The sequence below is a fragment of the Streptomyces sp. CC0208 genome (assembly GCF_003443735.1).
Taxonomy (GTDB): Bacteria; Actinomycetota; Actinomycetes; order Streptomycetales; family Streptomycetaceae; genus Streptomyces; species Streptomyces sviceus.
The window spans coordinates 2,962,121-2,979,074 of the sequence record NZ_CP031969.1 but is presented as its reverse complement, the minus strand read 5'-3'; the positions used below and the strand labels follow the sequence as shown (position 1 = coordinate 2,979,074).

Here is a 16,954-nt window from a genome sequence, read left to right as displayed (position 1 = left end):
GATCACTTCGTGATCCCTTCTGTATACCGTCGCCACCTCTTTTGGTCTAGTCCATAGAGGCAAGTGGTCTAGCGGACGAGAGTACTCCGGCGCCGCTGTTTTCGCTGGCTTCTTTACTAATGGTTCCTGCATATGTAGGTCGCATAACGGCTGGTCAGGGCCTTTTCGAGCACCCTTGACAGGCTTCCTGGTCTGGTCCAAGCTCCCCCTACTGGTCTACACCATTGGTCCAGGTCCCGGCCTGTGGGCGGGAGGTGTGGGCATCCCTGAGGAGGGTGGCGTGAAGCGCAAGCTGATAGCCGCGATCGGTATCGCGGGCATGGTGGTCACCGTCGCGGCGTGTGGGGGCAGCGACAGCGGGAGTTCGGACAACAGCGGCGCGGACGCCAAGGAGCTGACCGTCTGGCTCACCGTCGACGCCCAGAACAACTGGCCGCAGCTGGTGAAGGCCGCGGACGCGGCGGTCCAGAAGAAGCACCCCGGCATCAAGATCAACCACGAGTACTACGGCTGGCCCGACAAGAACACCAAGCTCGACGCGGTCCTCGCCACCGACAAGGCCCCCGACGTGGTCGAGATGGGCAACACCGAGATGCTCGGCTACATGGTCAAGGGCGCCTTCGCGCCCCTGGACACGTCGACGTTCACCAACTCGTCCGCCTGGCTCGACGGCCTCAAGGCCTCGGTGACCTACGACGGCAAGACCTACGGCGTCCCGTACTACGCGGGCGGCCGGGTCGGCAACTGGCGCAAGGACGTCTTCGCCTCGGTCGGCGTCAAGTCCACCCCGAAGACCTACGCGGAGCTCACCGCCGCCCTGGACAAGGTCCAGAAGAAGGAGGGCGACAAGTTCTCCGCCTGGTACCAGCCCACCCGTGACTGGTACGCGGCCATGTCCTTCGTCTACGACGCCGGCGGCTCCATCGCGGTCGAGTCGGGCGGCCAGTGGAAGGGCAACCTCTCCTCGCCGGAGTCCGTCAAGGGCCTCACCGAGTTCAAGAACGTCGTCGACAAGTACATGCACGGCGACAAGACCAAGGACGAGTCCGACCGCTACATCGTCTACGGCCAGGGCAAGTCCGGCATGATCTTCGGCGCGGCCTGGGAGGGCGCGACCTCCGCCGACCCGAAGAACGACAAGACCGGCAAGCTCAAGGACAACCTCGAGAACTTCGTGATGCCGGGTCCGTCCGGCAAGAACATGCCCGTGTTCCTGGGCGGTTCGGACCTCGCCGTGCCGGTGAAGTCGAAGGCGCAGGCCGTCGCCGCCGAGTGGATCAACGCCTTCACCGGTCCCTCCGGGCAGAAGGGCCTGATGGCCAAGGGCAACCTGCCCAACAACAAGACCGACCTCGCCACCCTGAAGAACGACCCGGCGACCGCGGTCCCGGCCACCGCGGCCGAGTCCAACTGGTTCGTGCCGATGGCGCCCGGCTGGGGCCAGGTCGAGAAGGCGCAGGTCCTGCAGACCATGCTCCAGAACATCGGCACCGGCAAGAAGTCGGTCGAGGCCGCCGCGAAGGACGCGGACGCCGCGATCGACAAGGTCATCAACACCAAGTGACCTCAGGCAGGGCCCCGTCGAGAACGACGGGGCCCTGCTTCCCGTACGGCCGTGCGGGCTTCGTCCCGTACGACGTGCGGGCTTCGCCTTCGTACGACCCGTACGACTTCGCCTTCGTACGACCCGTGCGACTTCGCCTTCGTACGACCAGAGGGACCGCTGAGGAGCGCGCCATGAGTGCCGCAGACACGACCACCCCCACCGAGGTGCCGCCGCCGATGTCGGTACCGCCGCCGTCCAGGCCCGCCCCGCCGAGCAGAAGGCGGACCTTCAGCGCCACCCCCTGGCTGCTGCTCGCCCCCTGCCTGCTGATCCTGGTGCTGGTCCTCGGCTATCCGCTGGTCCGGCTGGTCGGTCTGTCCTTCCAGAAGTTCGGGCAGTCCCAGCTGTGGGGCTTCCAGCCGGCCGAGTGGGTCGGCTTCGACAACTTCACGGGCGTGCTGGGCGACAGCGAGTTCTGGGCGGTCGTCGTCCGGACCATCGTCTTCGCGGCCGGCTGCGTCATCTTCACCATGGTCGCGGGCATGCTGATCGCCCTGCTGCTCCAGCGGGTCTCCGGCTGGGTGAAGACCCTCGTCAACATCGCCCTGGTGGCCAGCTGGGGCATGCCGATCATCGTCGCCACCACGGTCTTCAAGTGGCTGTTCGACGCGGACTACGGCATCCTCAACGCGCTGCTCAGCAAGTTGCCCGGCGTCGAGATGATCGGGCACAACTGGTTCGCCAGCGGCCCCCAGGGCCTGGCCGTGATCATGCTGCTCGTGGTGTGGGGCGCGGTGCCCTTCGTCGTCATCACGCTCAGCGCCGGACTCACCCAGGTCCCCGCGGAACTGGAGGAGGCGGCCCGGCTGGACGGCGCGAGCGCCTGGGGCGTCTTCCGGTACGTCACCGTGCCCGTCCTCAAGCCGATCATCGTGATGCTCACGACCCTGTCGGTGATCTGGGACATGGGCGTCTTCCCGCAGGTGTTCGTGATGCGCAACGGCCACCCCGAGGAGGAGTTCCAGCTCCTGACCACCTACTCCTACGACCGTGCCTTCGTGGTCAACGACTACGCGCAGGGCTCGGCGATCGCCCTCCTCACCGTGCTCCTGCTGCTCGGGGTCGTCGCCGTCTACATGCGTCAGATGCTGAAGATCGGAGAGGTCGAATGAGCGCGCTCGCCCAGGCCGGCGGCCGTCGCCGCGGGAAGTCCAAGGCCGGCTGGAACCTCCTCGGCCTCCTCGTCTTCGTGACGGCCGGCTTCCCCGTCTACTGGATGCTCAACACGGCCTTCAAACCGGCGAAGGACGCGATCGACCCGGACCCGAGCCTGCTGCCGACCGGCGTCACCTTCTCCAACTTCAGCCGCGCACTGGACATCGCCGACTTCTGGGGCCCGGTCGGCCGCAGCCTGATCGTCTCCCTGGCGGTCGTCGCGATCGGCATCGTCGTCGGCACGCTCGGCGCCCTCGCCATCTCCCGCTTCTCCTTCCGCGGCCGGAAGATCGTGATCGTGGGCATCCTCGCGGTCCAGATGATCCCGCTGGTCGCGATGATCATCCCGGTCTTCCTGCTCCTGAACGACCTCGATCAGTACGACAAGCTGTCGGGCCTGATCATCACGTACCTGACCTTCATCCTCCCCTTCACGGTGTGGACGCTGCGCGGCTTCATCGTCAACATCCCGAAGGAGCTGGAGGAGGCGGCGATGGTCGACGGCTGTTCCCCCACCGGCGCCTTCCTGCGGGTGGTCTTCCCGCTGCTGGCCCCCGGCATGGTCGCCACCTCGGTCTACGGCTTCATCCAGGCCTGGAACGAGTACCTCTACGCCCTCATGCTGCTCAGCCAGAAGAACCAGACCGCGACCGTCTGGCTCGGCAACTTCACCACCAAACACGGCACCGAATACGCCCCGATGATGGCCGGTTCCACCATGATGGCCGTGCCGATCGTGGTCCTCTTCCTCCTCGTCCAGCGCAAGATGGCCGCGGGTCTCACCGCGGGCGCCGTGAAGGGATAACGCCCCCGATGACGACATTCGCCAGCGGCACAGACACACTGACGCGGGACGCCCTCACCGTCCTCCAACCCGGCTTCACCGGCACCACCGCCCCCGACTGGCTGCTGCGCCGCCTCGGCGAGGGCCTCGCCTCGGTCGGCCTGTTCGGCCGCAATATCGCCTCCCCGGAACAACTGACGGCCCTGACCGCCCAGTTGCGTGCCGAACGCGACGACGTCCTGGTCGCCATCGACGAGGAGGGCGGTGACGTCACCCGCCTGGAGGTGCGCACCGGCTCGTCCTTCCCCGGCAACCACGCGCTGGGCGCGGTGGACGACGTGGACCTGACGCGCGCGGTGGCCGCTGAGCTCGGCCGCCGCCTCGCCGTCTGCGGGGTCAACCTCAACTGGGCCCCGTCGGCCGACGTGAACTCCAACCCGTCCAACCCGGTGATCGGCGTGCGCTCCTTCGGCGCCGCCTCCGAGCTGGCCGCCCGGCACACGGCGGCCTACGTCGCCGGCCTGCAGTCGGCGGGCGTCGCGGCCTGCACCAAGCACTTCCCTGGTCACGGCGACACCGCGATCGACTCCCACCACGCCCTGCCGCGCATCGACGTGGACGAGTCGGTGCTCCTGGAGCGGGAACTGCGGCCCTTCCGCGCGGCCATCGCCGCCGGCACCCGCGCGGTGATGACCGCCCACATCCTGGTCCCCGCCCTGGACCCGGACCTCCCGGCCACCTTGTCCCACAAGGTGCTGACCGACCTGCTGCGCGGCGAACTCGGCTACACCGGCCTCATCGTCACCGACGGCATGGAGATGCAGGCCATCGCCGGCACCTATGGCATCGAGCGCGGCAGCGTCCTGGCCGTCGCCGCCGGCGCCGACGCGATCTGCGTGGGCGGCGGCCTGGCCGACGACGAGACGGTACGGCGCCTGCGCGACGCCCTGGTCTCGGCGGTCCGCTCGGGCGAACTCCCCGAGGAGCGGCTCGCGGAAGCGGCGGAACGCGTCCGCTCGCTGGCCCACTGGACGGCCGCCGGCGCAGCCGACACGCAGCTGCCGGCCGACGAGGAGGTGGGACTGCGCGCCGCCCGAAGGGCGTTGCACATCACCGGCCGGGACGGCTTCACCCCCCTCACCACGGCTCCCTACGTCGCCGCCTTCACCCCGGTCGTCAACGTGGCCGTCGGCGACGAGACGCCCTGGGGCGTCGCCGCCGAACTCGCCCGCCTGCTCCCCGGCACGGAAACGGGCAGCTTCGCCGGCGAGGACGCGGGCCTCGCCACGCTGGCCGCGGCCGGCCCCCGCCGCATCGTGGCCGTGGTCCGTGACGAACACCGTCACCCCTGGATGAGGGCGGCCCTGGACACCGTCCTGCGCACCCGCCCCGACACGATCGTGATCGAAATGGGCCTCCCGCAGGCCCCCGCCCGAGGAGCCCTGCACATCGCGACCCACGGCGCGGCAAGGGTGTGCGGCAGGGCGGCGGCGGAGGCCATCGCGGGGGAGTAGGTCCTACGACAAGACGGGTGCCGGTTCCCTTCGAGGGGGCCGGCACCCGTCTTCGTCAGGTGCGCGGGGAGCTGCGTGACCAGCCACAGCCGACCCGCACCCGGTACCCCTCAGAACCCGGCAGACGGGTCCCCGCCCTAGATCCCCTGCCAGTCAGGCTTGTTGACAAACGTGTGCCGGAAGTAGTCCGCCAGCTTCAACTTCGAGGCGGCCCCCTCGTCCACGACCACCGTCGCATGCGGATGCAGCTGAAGCGCCGACGCGGGACACACCGCGGCGACCGGCCCCTCCACCGTCGCCGCCACCGCGTCCGCCTTCCCCTCACCCGTCGCCAGCAGCACCAGATGCCGGGCCTCGAGAATCGTCCCGATCCCCTGAGTGATCACATGGTGCGGCACCTGCGAGATGTCCCCCTCGAAGAACCGCGCGTTGTCCACCCGCGTCTGCTCGGTCAGCGTCTTGATCCGGGTCCGCGAGGCCAGCGACGAACACGGCTCGTTGAACCCGATGTGTCCGTCCGTCCCGATCCCGAGCAGCTGCAGATCCACGCCCCCGGCAGCGGCCAGCGCCGAGTCGTACGCCTGGCACGCGCCGATGATGTCCTGAGCCGTCCCGTCCGGCCCCATGAAGGAGGCCATCGGTATCCCCAGCGGCTCCAGCACCTCGCGCCGCAGCACCGAACGGTAGGACTCCGGATGCTCGGCCGGCAGCCCCACGTACTCGTCGAGCTGGGCTATCCGCGCCCGCGAGGCGTCCACGGCACCGGACCGCGCCTTCGCCGTCAGGGCCTCGTAGATGGGCAGCGGGGTGGAGCCGGTGGCCACGCCGAGCAGGGCGTCGGGCTTGCGCCGGAGCAGCTGGGCCATGGCCTCGGCGATGAGCTCGCCACCCGCCTTGGCGTCCGGAACGATGACAACTTCCACGCTGGGCCTGCCGATCTGAGGAAAGGGTCTGGTCTGTGGCAACGGTCTGAACAGAGAGGGCTCGACCGGACCCCGGTACGGCCCATGTGGTTTAGACCAATCTAGCAGAATCGGGTCCTGCGGCCCAGGTCCCCGAGGCCGTCACGACGCCTCCTCAAGGGCTGCCACCTCACCATCATGCGCGGCCGGGACGCGGACGCGCCGCCCGCCCCGACCAGGTGACGGAGGCGCGCTGAGCCCTGCCGGACGGCTCACGGCATCGACCCCCCTGTGGCATCCACCCAGCTCCCGGTCACCCACCGCCCCTCGTCCGAGGCGAGGAACGCCACCACGTCCGCGACCTCGGCCGGGGTCCCCACCCGCCCCAGCGCCGAGTAGGCCTCCGCCTGCGCCCAGCCGTCCTCGCTGCCGTGCAGGAACGCGGCGGTGTTGTCGGTGTCGACCAGGCCGGGTGCCACCGAGTTCACCCTGATGCCCCGAACGCCCAGGATCTTGGACAGGTCCCGGGAGAACACGTCCAGCGCGCCCTTCGTCATGGCGTAGGCCATGTTGTGCGGCATGGCGGCCGTGCGGGCGAGTCCCGACGAGATGTTGATGATGCGGCCGCCGTCCCGCAGGCGTATCGCCCCCTGCTTGACCAGGAAGAACGGCGCCTTCACATTGACCGTGAAGAGCCGGTCGTACTCGCTCTCGTCGATCTCCTCGATCGGGCGTGAGGAGCCGATTCCCGCGTTGTTCACCAGGATGTCCAGTCCGTCCGCGTGCCGGTCGAACTCTTCCCAGAGGGCGTCGACGGCTCCGGGGATCCCCAGGTCCGCCCCGACCGTGAAGGCGGAGCCGCCGGCCGCCTCGATCGCGGCGACCGTCTCCTTCGCCGCCGTCGCACTCCTGCCGTAGTGCACCGCCACCCGCGCGCCGTCCCGCCCGAGGCGCTCGGCGATGCCCCGCCCGATACCCCTGCTCGCCCCCGTCACCAGAGCCGTCCTGCCCGTGAGCACGCCCATGCTGTCGCCCCTCATTTCTCTAGCAGTCGATACAGAAATAACCGTACCGGCACTCCACCGCCTTTCTCTAGTACCCGCTATACAATTCACTCCATGGTGGGCAGCGAGCAGACGAAGACGCAGGTCGAGCCCGGGGTCAGGAGAGCGAAGCCCCGCGGACGCCCACGGTCGTTCGATCGCGAGACCGCCCTGGAGAAGGCGATCCTGGCCTTCTGGGAGCACGGGTACGAGGCCACGTCCGTCTCCGACCTCACCCGCGTCATGGACATCGGGGCCCCCAGCCTCTACGCGGCCTTCGGTGACAAGCGCTCGCTGTTCGAGGAGGTCGTCAGGGAGTACGGCGTCCGGTACGGCTCCTTCAGCGACCGCGCGCTCGCCGAGGAGCCCACCGCCCGGGCCGCCATGGAGCGGCTGCTGAGGGAGGCCGCCGTCGCGTACACGGCCCCCGGCCATCCGCACGGCTGCCTCGTCATCCACGCCGCCACCAACTGCTCCACCCCGGAGGTCGAGGAGTCGCTGCGCGGGCGGCGCAACGCCAGCATCGCCGCCTTCGAAAGCCGTATCAGGGCGGACATCGCGGCGGGGGAACTGCCGGCCGGGACCGACGCCGCCGCGCTGGCCCGGTACACCGGGGCGGTGGTCCAGGGCATGTCCCAACAGGCGCGCGACGGCGCGAGCCGACAGGACCTGGAGGCAGTCGCGGAAATTGCCCTGGCCATCTGGCCCCGCACATGAACCCACACGCGTTAGGCTGCGTGGAGGTTGTCAGGACGTCCGACTAGGTGACTCCCGTAAGGGAAAGCTCCAACAACAAACAGGCTCCACCGCATGGACACACCTAGTGGTCTAGTCCACAATTGAACGTGTGACCTCCGTCTTCCCCGCACAGGAAGACGGACCGAGGAACCGGAGCTCTCTGCCCTGACTGCCCCGGGTCCTCATCTCGGCCGACCGGGACCGCACACCCCACGGCCGATATTGCTCCGGGCTGCGGTGCCGGGAAGGTTGAGGGTCCTTCCCAGGCGCCGCGGCCCGCGGGTGTTTCCGGGGCCGGGCCGCACCCCGTCGGCGCACGGTGTTTTTAGGTCACTCACATACCCCCAGGTACGCTCGCACCCGTGCCCTCCATGAACGAACTGGTCCGCCAGCACACCGCCCTCGACGACTCCGACCTCGAGTGGCTGCATCTGCTGGTCTCGGAGTGGCAGTTGCTCTCCGACCTCTCCTTCGCCGACCTCGTCCTGTGGGTCCCCACCCGCGACGGCACCCGCTATGTCTCCGTCGCCCAGATGCGGCCCAACACCGGCCCCACCTCCTACCAGGACGACATGGTCGGCCACCTTGTCCCCCGAGGCCGCCGCCCGCTGCTGGACGCGGCACACGACGAGGGCCGGATCGTGCGCGAGGGCGATCCGGAGTGGCGCGAGGAGGTCCCGGTCCGCGTCGAGTCGATCCCGGTACGACGGGAGGGGCGCGTCCTCGGTGTCATCGCGCGCAACACCAACCTGCTGACCGTCCGCACCCCGAGCCGACTCGAACTGACCTATCTGCAGAGCGCGTCCGACCTGGCCCAGATGATCGCGGCCGGCTCCTTCCCGTTCCCCAACCAGCAGATGGACATGGACGCGGCCCCGCGCGTCGGCGACGGCCTGATCCGCCTCGACGCCGACGGCATCGTCCAGTACGCCTCCCCGAACGCCCTGTCCGCCTACCACCGCATGGGCCTCGCCTCCGACCTCGTCGGCCAGCACCTCGGCAGGACCACCGCCGAACTCGCCCCGACCCGCGGCCCGGTGGACGAGGCGCTCGCCAAGGTGGCCAGCGGCTGGGCACCCCGTGAGTTCGAGATCGAGGCGCACGACGGTGTCATCCAGTTCCGGGCGATCCCGCTCAAGCCCAAGGGCACCCGCATCGGTTCACTGGTCCTGCTACGGGACGTGACCGAACTGCGCCGCCGCGAGCGCGAGTTGATCACCAAGGACGCGACCATCCGGGAGATCCACCACCGGGTGAAGAACAACCTCCAGACGGTGGCGGCCCTGCTCCGCCTCCAGGCCCGGCGCATCGAGTCCGACCGCGGCCGGGAAGCCCTCGAAGAGGCGGTACGACGGGTCGGCTCGATCGCCATCGTGCACGAGACGCTGTCTCAGAACCTGGACGAGCGCGTGGAGTTCGACGAGATCGCGGACCGGGTGCTCGCCATGGTCGCCGAGATCTCGCCGGGCAAGGTCACCGGCCGGCGCAGCGGACGCTTCGGCATCCTGGACGCCGAGGTCGCCACCCCGCTGTCCATGGTCCTCACGGAAATCCTCCAGAACGCCCTGGAGCACGGCTTCCGCGAGGGCGAGACCGGCACGGTCGAGGTTTCGGCCGTCCGCGGCGGCACCACCAAGGAGGCCCGTCTCCTCGTCACCGTCCAGGACGACGGCGTCGGTCTGCCCGAGGGCTTCGACCCGCACACCGGGGGCAACCTGGGCCTGCAGATCGTACGGACGCTGGTGGAAGGCGAGTTGGGCGGCTCGTTCGACATGGTCCCGGCGCCGGAGGGCGGCACCCGGGTGATCCTGGACGTACCGGTGCAGGCGCACAAGTAGATCCCCGCACGGGCGGGGCGCGGTCGGGACACGCGTCGCGACATAGGTCGGGACATAGGCGGGGGCACAGCAAAAAGCCCCGGACCGTTCAGGGGTCCGGGGCTCAAATGCTCGTTGCCAGCTTTGTGCTGCGCATCGGGGGTACTGCGCGCTGCGGCTCGGGGCGGGAGAAGCGTACGCGGTGTACGCGCCGCCAAGCTCAGGCTGTTTTGCGGGGTGGGTATGTCAGGCAGAAGCCTGACGGGCCCGGTTGCGGGCGGCACGGCGCTTCATGGCGCGACGCTCGTCCTCGCTGAGACCACCCCAGACGCCGGAGTCCTGACCGGACTCGAGCGCCCACTGCAGACACTGATCCATAACGGGGCAGCGACGGCAGACGGCCTTGGCTTCCTCGATCTGCAGCAGCGCAGGACCGGTGTTGCCGATGGGGAAGAAGAGCTCGGGGTCTTCCTCGCGGCAAACGGCGTTGTGACGCCAGTCCATGGCTGCTACCTCTCCTTGGTATTACGTGCAAGTTGCTTGTGAATGTGAACGCTTTCACGAATCCCTCAACAAGTGAAGGGCCGATCGCCGAGTCTTCCCCGGCGTGGTCCTGTGGATTGAAGAGGGGTTCCGGTGGTCTGTGGACGCTGGTGTTGCGGGCTGTCCTGACCGCCACGTAGAGACTCGCAAACCTCAGCGGCGGATACAACCCCTTCCGGAAAGTTTTTTTTGATTCCTCGGTGTCGACTAGGTCACAGCCGTACTTCCATGGGGTGGACCCTGGCCTAAACGTTCGAGTGAAAGGAGTTTAGCGTCTTCTGCTCACACAATCACACGCAGTGCACGGCGTACGCCTGTGAACGTCACGCTTGTACGCAGCCCTAGGTGGTCGCCGTCCATCTGGAGGGGCAGGGGCACCTTCGAATGCAAGGTGAAGCGGTCCAGGTCGTGCAGGGACACGGCGTGCTTGCCATGGGGGCCGCGTTCGGGGGACGAAGTGAGCAACTGGGTGCCATATCGGGCGATCGCGGTCGTCGTCATACGGCTGAGACCGAGCATGTCGAGGCCTTTATCGAACGAGGCCTTAGGCGACGCGTACATCGGGTGATTGCCCAGGAAGGTCCACGGAGAGGTGTTCGAGACTATGGAAAGGACCAGATCGGTCACCGGCTCCGCATCCGGACGCTCCACGGTGATCGTCCCGTGCCGGCGGTGCGCCTCGCCGAAGAACTGGCGCAGAGCCTGGCGGACGTAGAGAGCGTGTGTGGATTTCCTGCCGCGCTCGCGCTGCTGCTCGACCCGGCCGACCACACCGGCGTCGAATCCGAGCCCGGCGTTGAAGGTGAACCAGCGTCCCGGCACCGCCTCGTCCTCGGTGCCGGGCGTGCCGGAGGCCAGACCCAGGCCGACCGTGCGCTCGCTGCCCTCGCGCAGGGCGTCCAGGAGGGCGCCGGTCGCCTCGACGGCGTCGTTGGGCAGGCCGAGGGCGCGGGCGAAGACGTTGGTGGAGCCGCCGGGGACCACGGCGAGGCCGGGAAGCTGCTCGGGGGCGGGGCCCGCGTGCAAAAGGCCGTTGACGACCTCGTTGACCGTGCCGTCGCCGCCCAGGGCCACGACCAGGTCGATGTCCTTGCTCTCCGCCGCCTGCCGGCCCAGGTCACGTGCGTGGCCGCGGTACTCGGTGGTGACCGCTTCCAGTTTCATCTCGCTCGCGAGCGCGTGGAGCAGGACATCGCGCGTACGTGCGCTTGTGGTGGTTGCCGCCGGATTGACCACGAGAAGTGCACGCATGGGTTGCAGCGTACCTACTGGGTGGTACCGGGCACAGGCCGAGGTAGGGATCACGTAAGACTCCGGTGCGTGAACCTTGCCACGGGGGCGTGGGGCAACCCGCGCGCGGCGGTGTGCGTTGCCCGCGCCTCACCCAAGGGCGCTTCGGGGGTGAGGGCTACCCTTCAGGGGTGAGCAGTGAGCAGACCCCCGTTGCCCCCGAGACCGCCGGTCCCCGCCCGCGGCGCCTGACGTACGCCGCCGCCCTGGCCGCCCTGGAAGGGCTCGCGCTCGTCGCGGGAGGCGTCTGGATGCTCGTGGAGGGTCTGGCCGGAGACCCGGACGACCGGCAGTCGGCCGTCACCGGGGGCGTCACGCTGATCGTCCTCGCGCTGCTGCCGCTGCTCGCCGCACGCGGGCTGCTCGGCCGGCGCAGCTGGAGCCGGGGGCCGGCCGTCATCACCCAGATCATGGCCCTTCCCGTCGCCTACAACCTCCTCCAGGCCGACAGCGTGGCGATCCCGGCGGGCATCGCCCTCGCGGTCGTCGCGGTGGCCGCGCTGATCCTCCTGATCAACCCGGCCACGAACCAGGCGCTCGGAATCCGGGGGCCGGGGCGGGCACAGGACGGCAAGCGGCAGCGGTCGCGGTAGGGACGGGCCGGCTGCGGCCGCGGTGGGCGAGCTGCGGCTGTCGGCTTGCGGCGCCGGTGGGCGTCGTAGCCGTGGGTCCGGTGCGCGAGTGTCGGCCGAGGGCGGTCGCAGAACCTCAGGACCGGTAGGCGGGCTGCTCCCGGCCCGCGGGCGATGGCCTCGGGGCCGGAGCGGATGCGTCCTCGGCCCCTGGACCGTCCTGGAAAACCGGGCCCCTGCGGAACCGCCGCTCGGGGCGGCTCCGCGACCTACTCCTCCACCAGCAGCTTCTCCCGGAGCTGGGCCAGGGTGCGGGCCAGCAGGCGGGAGACGTGCATCTGGGAGATGCCGACCTCCTGCGCGATCTGCGACTGGGTCATGTTGCCGAAGAAGCGCAGCAGAAGGATCCGCTTCTCGCGCGGTGGGAGGTCCTCGAGCAGCGGCTTGAGCGACTCCCGGTACTCGACGCCTTCCAGCGCCTCGTCCTCCGCGCCGAGGGTGTCCGCCACCGCCGGGGACTCGTCGTCGGTGTCGGGGACGTCCAGGGACAGCGTGGAGTACGCGTTGGCGGACTCCAGGCCCTCCAGGACCTCCTCCTCCGAGATGGCCAGCTTCTCGGCCAGCTCGTGGACCGTGGGGGAGCGGCCGTGCTGCTGGGAGAGCTCCGCCGTGGCCGTCGTCAGGGACAGGCGCAGTTCCTGAAGGCGCCGGGGCACCCGGACCGCCCAGCCCTTGTCGCGGAAGTGGCGCTTGATCTCGCCGACGACCGTGGGGGTCGCGTAGGTCGAGAACTCCACCCCGCGGTCCGGGTCGAAGCGGTCGACCGACTTGATCAGGCCGATGGTGGCGACCTGGGTCAGGTCGTCCAGGGGCTCGCCGCGGTTGCGGAAGCGGCGGGCGAGGTGCTCGACGAGCGGCAGGTGCATCCGGACCAGCTGGTTGCGCAGCTCCGCGTACTCCGGGCTGCCGTCCTTCATGGCGCGCAGCTCGATGAACAGGGCCCGCGCCCCGCTGCGGTCCTGTGGATCGTGCCGTGGGACCGGCGTGTTGTTCGCGCCCGCCGCGCCGTCCTCTGCGTTTCGCTCGTGCTCGCTCATCGTCCCGCCCGTCGCCCTTCCACGAGCCCTCGCCTCCGTCGGCACCGGGAGGACCCCGGGCCGCCCTGCCGGAGGCGCACCCTGCACGGCACCTTTCCGATCACGCTGCCCGTCGTCCAGCAAGCCGGTCGCCGTCGTGTCGACGACGTCTTCCTCCGGATGCGGGCGGGCCTGCTCGGGGATGCCGTCGATGCCGTCCGTCATGTGGCGGGAACCGCCGGGGCCGTCGCCGCCCAGGCCGTCGGCGCCGCTCGGGCAGGGAGGGCGGTGTCCGCCCTCGGCCGGCAGCTCCCGTGTGCCGCGCTCTTCGTCCCGCACCGGCCCGTCCCCGTTCCTCACGCCGGCCCGGGTCCCGCGCCGCGCTGTTTGTAGAGGCTGATCGAAACGGTCTTGTCCTCGTCCACGGCCGACGAGACCTTGCCCGCGAGGGCCGAGAGGACGGTCCAGGCGAAGGTGTCCCGTGACGGTGCGTGACCGTCCGTGGTGGGGGCCGAGACGGTGACCTCCAGCGAGTCGTCGACGAGGCGGAAGACACAGCTGAGCACCGAGCCGGGCACGGCCTGCTGGAGCAGGATCGCGCAGGCCTCGTCCACCGCGATGCGCAGGTCCTCGATCTCGTCGAGGGTGAAGTCCAAACGGGCTGCGAGGCCGGCCGTGGCCGTCCGCAGCACCGACAGGTAGGCACCCGCGGCCGGCAGCCGGACTTCCACGAAGTCCTGGGTCGCGGGCTCGCCTGCGATCTGGGACACCCTCACCTCCAAGGTGGTACAAGCTTTACGGGGGCCGAGGGTCGCCCCCCGGATTAACGCGACGTGTGGTTCAGCGGTGACGCTACCGCGCTCTCGGCTTTCCTGTCCCCGGGACCCCAACCCCTTGCCGTCACTCACAGTAAAACTGTGGACACGCTCCGTGTCTAGGGGTTTGCGGCTCCAATTGGGAAGAACACGCGCCGGGTTGACGTACCCAGACGTCAGACGGTCGAACCGTCCTGGAACCCGAGGGTCCAGGGTCACACAAGGACATGGTCCACGAAGCACCAACGCCAGTTCTCACCGGGTTCGTGGGTCCGCATGACCGGGTGGTCGGAGTCCTTGTGGTGCTTCGTCGCATGTTGTCCCGGTGAGGAGTCGCAGCAGCCGACGTGACCGCAGGACAGGCACAGGCGCAGTTGTACGGGGTGGGTACCGTCCCTCAGACACTCCGGGCACGTCTCGCTGAGCGGCTCGGGCTCCGGGTGCGGCAGCGCGTCGGCGTGCGTGCACTGTTTCATGATTGCCAGGTTACGACGGCCGCGCGGGCGGCCGCGCGGAAAAAGAGGGCGGGGCGCACGACGATGAGCGAGGGCGGGCGAGGGCCATGGACGTGATGCCACTGCTGTTGCTGGTGGCGGGGAGCGCGGCGATCGCCGCGGCCGCCCGACGCACCCCGGTTCCGGCGCCGCTGCTGCTGGTAGCGGTCGGCCTGCTGGTCTCGTACGTTCCCGGCGTCCCCGAGTACACCCTCGACCCGGACGTGGTCCTGCCCATCATCCTGCCGCCGCTGCTGCACTCCGCGGCCACCGACAGCTCCTATCTCGACCTCAGGGCACAAATGCGGCCCGTGGCGCTGCTGTCGGTGGGATACGTGCTCTTCGCGACCCTTGTCGTCGGCTGGGCGGCGTACCGGATCGTGCCGGGCCTCTCGCTGACCGGGGCGCTCGTGCTGGGCGCGGTGGTGGCGCCGCCGGACGCGGTCGCGGCGACGGCCGTGGCACGCCGCGTGGGCCTGCCCTCCCGGATCACGACCATCCTCCAGGGCGAGTCCCTGGTGAACGACGCCACCGCGATCACCGCTTACCGGGTCGCGCTCGCGGCCGCGGTCGGCGAGGGCGCCACCTGGGCGGGCGGCATCGGCGAGTTCCTGCTCGCGGCGGTCGGCGGGGTCGCGGTCGGCCTGGTGCTCATGGTGCCGATCCACTGGCTGCGCACCCACCTCAAGGAGCCGCTGCTCCAGAACACGCTCTCCCTGCTGATCCCGTTCGTCGCCTACGCGGCGGCCGAGCAGTTCCACGCGTCCGGGGTGCTCGCGGTGGTCGTGGTGGCCCTCTTCCTCGGACACCGCGCGTGGGAGGTCGACTTCGCGACCCGCCTCCAGGAGGACGCCGTCTGGAAAATGGTCGCCTTCGTCCTGGAGTCGTCGGTGTTCGCCCTCATCGGGCTGCAACTGCCCGTCGTGCTAAGGGGGCTCGGGGAGTACGAGGGCGGCAGCGCCGTCTGGTACGCGGTCGCCGTCTTCCTCGTGGTCGTCGTGTCGAGGTTCGTGTGGGTCTATCCGGCGACCTTCCTGCCGCGCCTGCTCTCCGCGCGGATCCGCGCGCGTGAGGACAACCCCACCTGGAAGGCGCCCTTCGTCATCGCCTGGGCCGGGATGCGGGGCGTGGTCTCGCTGGCGATCGCCTTCTCGATCCCGGAGCACCTGCACGACGGCGAGCCGTTCGAGGGCCGCAACCTGATCCTCTTCCTGACCTTCACGACGGTCATCGGCACCCTTGTCGTCCAAGGCGTCACCCTGCCCCCACTGATCCGCTTGCTGAAACTCCCCGGCCGCGACCAGCAGGCCGAGACCCTCGCCGAGGCCAACGCCCAGGCGCAGGCCTCGCGAGCCGCCGAACGGCGCCTGGACGAACTCCTCGCCGACGAGCGCAACGCTCTCCCACCGCCCCTCGCCGACCGTCTGCGCACGGTCCTGGACCGCCGCCGCAACGCCGTGTGGGAACGCCTCGGAGCCGTGAACCCGGTGACCGGCGAAACCGTCGACGACACGTATCGGCGGCTGTCCGGGGAGATGATCGGCGCCGAGCGCGCGGTGTTCGTGAAGCTGCGGGACCTGCGTTACATCGACGACGAGATGCTGCGAACGCTGCTGCGCAGGCTGGACCTGGAGGAGGCGGCGGCTTATCGGGAGGCGGCCGAGTGAGGCCCCGGGGTCGGGGTGAGGTGCGTCCGGGGAGGGGGACCGGCTCAGGGGAAGGGGCGGCCCGTGACGACCGCCGCGACGGCCGTCCCGCGCGCGAAGGCGCCCTCCTCAGCGAGGGTGACAAGTCCGTACAGCAACTTGGCGACATATAGACGTTCCACGGGCAGGCCGTGGCGGTGCTCGAAGTCCTCGGTGAAGGCGTCCAGTTCGGGCGTGGTGCGGGCGTAGCCGCCGAAGTGGAAGCGGTCGTCGAGGGTCCAGTCACCGCATCGGGCGCCGAAGGCACGGCGTTGCAGGGACTCTATGTCGGCGCTCAGGAAGCCACCCTTGAGGACCGGGACGCCCAGGCAGCGCATGCCCGGGGCCAGTCCGGCCGCGAGGCCCGCGAGGGTGCCGCCGGTGCCGCAGGCGATCGCGACCGCGTCGGCCCGCCCGGACAGCTCCTCGCCGAGTGCGCGGCATCCTCGTACGGCGAGCGAGTTGCTGCCGCCCTCCGGGACGACGTACGCGTCCTCGGCCTGGGCCGCGCGCAGCACGCGCGCGAGGGTGTCCGGTTCGGCCTTGCGGCGGTACGTGGGCCGGTCGACGAAATGCAGTCGCATGCCGTCGGCCGTGCACCGGGCGAGGGAGGGGTTCAAGGGGCGGTCGGCGAGTTCCTCACCGCGGACCACGCCGACCGTGGGCAGACCGAGGAGCCGTCCGGCGGCCGCTGTGGCGCGCAGGTGGTTGGAGTACGCGCCGCCGAAGGTGACGACCGTACGGCCGGCGGCCGCGGTGAGGTTCGGCGCGAGTTTGCGCCACTTGTTGCCGATGAGCTCGGGGTGGATCAGGTCGTCGCGCTTGAGGAGAAGGCGCAGGCCGTGCCGGGCGAAGCGGGGGTCCGACAGCTCCTGCAGGGGTGAGGGCAGGCGGGGGCGCAGGGTGTCGAGGCCGGTCAC

The 16,954-nt window shown here is 69.8% G+C and carries 16 protein-coding genes; 8 read left to right on the top strand and 8 right to left on the bottom strand.

Annotation, left to right across the window (positions count from 1 at the left end; genetic code table 11):
• Positions 1–280: 280 nt before the first annotated feature.
• The 4 genes from D1369_RS13385 to D1369_RS13370 all read left to right on the top strand — a co-directional run bounded on the left by D1369_RS13385 (position 281) and on the right by D1369_RS13370 (position 5,059).
• Positions 281–1,564, top strand: coding sequence for an extracellular solute-binding protein (locus tag D1369_RS13385; RefSeq protein ID WP_007384615.1), 1,284 nt, complete (start codon positions 281–283; stop codon positions 1,562–1,564).
• A 173-nt stretch (positions 1,565–1,737) separates the two neighbouring features.
• A complete protein-coding gene (locus tag D1369_RS13380) occupies positions 1,738–2,718 on the top strand; it encodes a sugar ABC transporter permease (protein ID WP_007384616.1) in 981 nt (326 codons plus the stop codon).
• Positions 2,715–3,566, top strand: coding sequence for a carbohydrate ABC transporter permease (locus tag D1369_RS13375; RefSeq protein WP_007384617.1), 852 nt, complete (start codon positions 2,715–2,717; stop codon positions 3,564–3,566). The genes D1369_RS13380 and D1369_RS13375 overlap by 4 nt, the downstream gene beginning before the upstream one ends.
• An 8-nt stretch (positions 3,567–3,574) precedes the next feature.
• On the top strand, positions 3,575–5,059 hold the full coding sequence (locus D1369_RS13370) for a glycoside hydrolase family 3 protein (protein WP_007384618.1): 1,485 nt from the start codon (positions 3,575–3,577) through the stop codon (positions 5,057–5,059).
• 137 nt (positions 5,060–5,196) lie between these two features.
• On the opposite strand, the gene nagB is transcribed toward D1369_RS13370, so the two are convergent.
• Positions 5,197–5,982 carry a glucosamine-6-phosphate deaminase gene (gene nagB, locus D1369_RS13365; protein WP_007384619.1) on the bottom strand — a complete coding sequence of 262 codons (786 nt, stop codon included), beginning with the start codon at positions 5,980–5,982 and terminating at the stop codon, positions 5,197–5,199.
• Positions 5,983–6,233: 251 nt separating this feature from the next.
• Entirely contained in the window at positions 6,234–6,986 is a 753-nt protein-coding gene (locus tag D1369_RS13360) for an SDR family oxidoreductase (RefSeq protein ID WP_037901401.1), read from the bottom strand.
• 93 nt (positions 6,987–7,079) lie between these two features.
• Between D1369_RS13360 and D1369_RS13355 the strand changes: the two genes are divergently transcribed.
• Both D1369_RS13355 and D1369_RS13350 read left to right on the top strand, forming a co-directional pair.
• Positions 7,080–7,721, top strand: coding sequence for a TetR/AcrR family transcriptional regulator (locus tag D1369_RS13355; protein WP_007384621.1), 642 nt, complete (start codon positions 7,080–7,082; stop codon positions 7,719–7,721).
• A gap of 392 nt (positions 7,722–8,113) precedes the next feature.
• Positions 8,114–9,580: a PAS domain-containing sensor histidine kinase gene (locus D1369_RS13350; RefSeq protein WP_037901402.1), complete on the top strand. Its 1,467-nt coding sequence runs from the start codon at positions 8,114–8,116 to the stop codon at positions 9,578–9,580.
• Between the two features lie 225 nt (positions 9,581–9,805).
• Here D1369_RS13350 and D1369_RS13345 read toward each other — a convergent pair whose 3' ends face one another.
• A complete protein-coding gene (locus D1369_RS13345; protein WP_006142322.1) occupies positions 9,806–10,063 on the bottom strand; it encodes a WhiB family transcriptional regulator in 258 nt (85 codons plus the stop codon).
• 321 nt (positions 10,064–10,384) lie between these two features.
• Positions 10,385–11,353, bottom strand: a complete 969-nt coding sequence (locus D1369_RS13340) for a diacylglycerol kinase family protein (protein WP_007384623.1) — start codon at positions 11,351–11,353, stop codon at positions 10,385–10,387.
• 170 nt (positions 11,354–11,523) lie between these two features.
• Here D1369_RS13340 and D1369_RS13335 point away from each other — a divergent pair, with 170 nt between their 5' ends.
• The gene (locus D1369_RS13335) at positions 11,524–11,985 is read left to right on the top strand and encodes a hypothetical protein (RefSeq protein ID WP_007384624.1); all 462 of its coding nucleotides are present in this window, start codon (positions 11,524–11,526) and stop codon (positions 11,983–11,985) included.
• Positions 11,986–12,233: 248 nt separating this feature from the next.
• Here D1369_RS13335 and D1369_RS13330 read toward each other — a convergent pair whose 3' ends face one another.
• The 3 genes from D1369_RS13330 to D1369_RS13320 all read right to left on the bottom strand — a co-directional run bounded on the left by D1369_RS13330 (position 12,234) and on the right by D1369_RS13320 (position 14,331).
• Positions 12,234–13,379 carry an RNA polymerase sigma factor SigF gene (locus tag D1369_RS13330; protein ID WP_007384625.1) on the bottom strand — a complete coding sequence of 382 codons (1,146 nt, stop codon included), beginning with the start codon at positions 13,377–13,379 and terminating at the stop codon, positions 12,234–12,236.
• A 17-nt stretch (positions 13,380–13,396) separates the two neighbouring features.
• A complete protein-coding gene (locus D1369_RS13325; RefSeq protein ID WP_004925829.1) occupies positions 13,397–13,810 on the bottom strand; it encodes an anti-sigma regulatory factor in 414 nt (137 codons plus the stop codon).
• Positions 13,811–14,070: 260 nt separating this feature from the next.
• The gene (locus tag D1369_RS13320; RefSeq protein ID WP_007384626.1) at positions 14,071–14,331 is read right to left on the bottom strand and encodes a UBP-type zinc finger domain-containing protein; all 261 of its coding nucleotides are present in this window, start codon (positions 14,329–14,331) and stop codon (positions 14,071–14,073) included.
• An 86-nt stretch (positions 14,332–14,417) separates the two neighbouring features.
• Here D1369_RS13320 and D1369_RS13315 point away from each other — a divergent pair, with 86 nt between their 5' ends.
• The gene (locus tag D1369_RS13315) at positions 14,418–16,016 is read left to right on the top strand and encodes a Na+/H+ antiporter (RefSeq protein WP_007384627.1); all 1,599 of its coding nucleotides are present in this window, start codon (positions 14,418–14,420) and stop codon (positions 16,014–16,016) included.
• A 44-nt stretch (positions 16,017–16,060) separates the two neighbouring features.
• On the opposite strand, the gene D1369_RS13310 is transcribed toward D1369_RS13315, so the two are convergent.
• Positions 16,061–16,954: a pyridoxal-phosphate dependent enzyme gene (locus D1369_RS13310; protein ID WP_007384628.1), complete on the bottom strand. Its 894-nt coding sequence runs from the start codon at positions 16,952–16,954 to the stop codon at positions 16,061–16,063.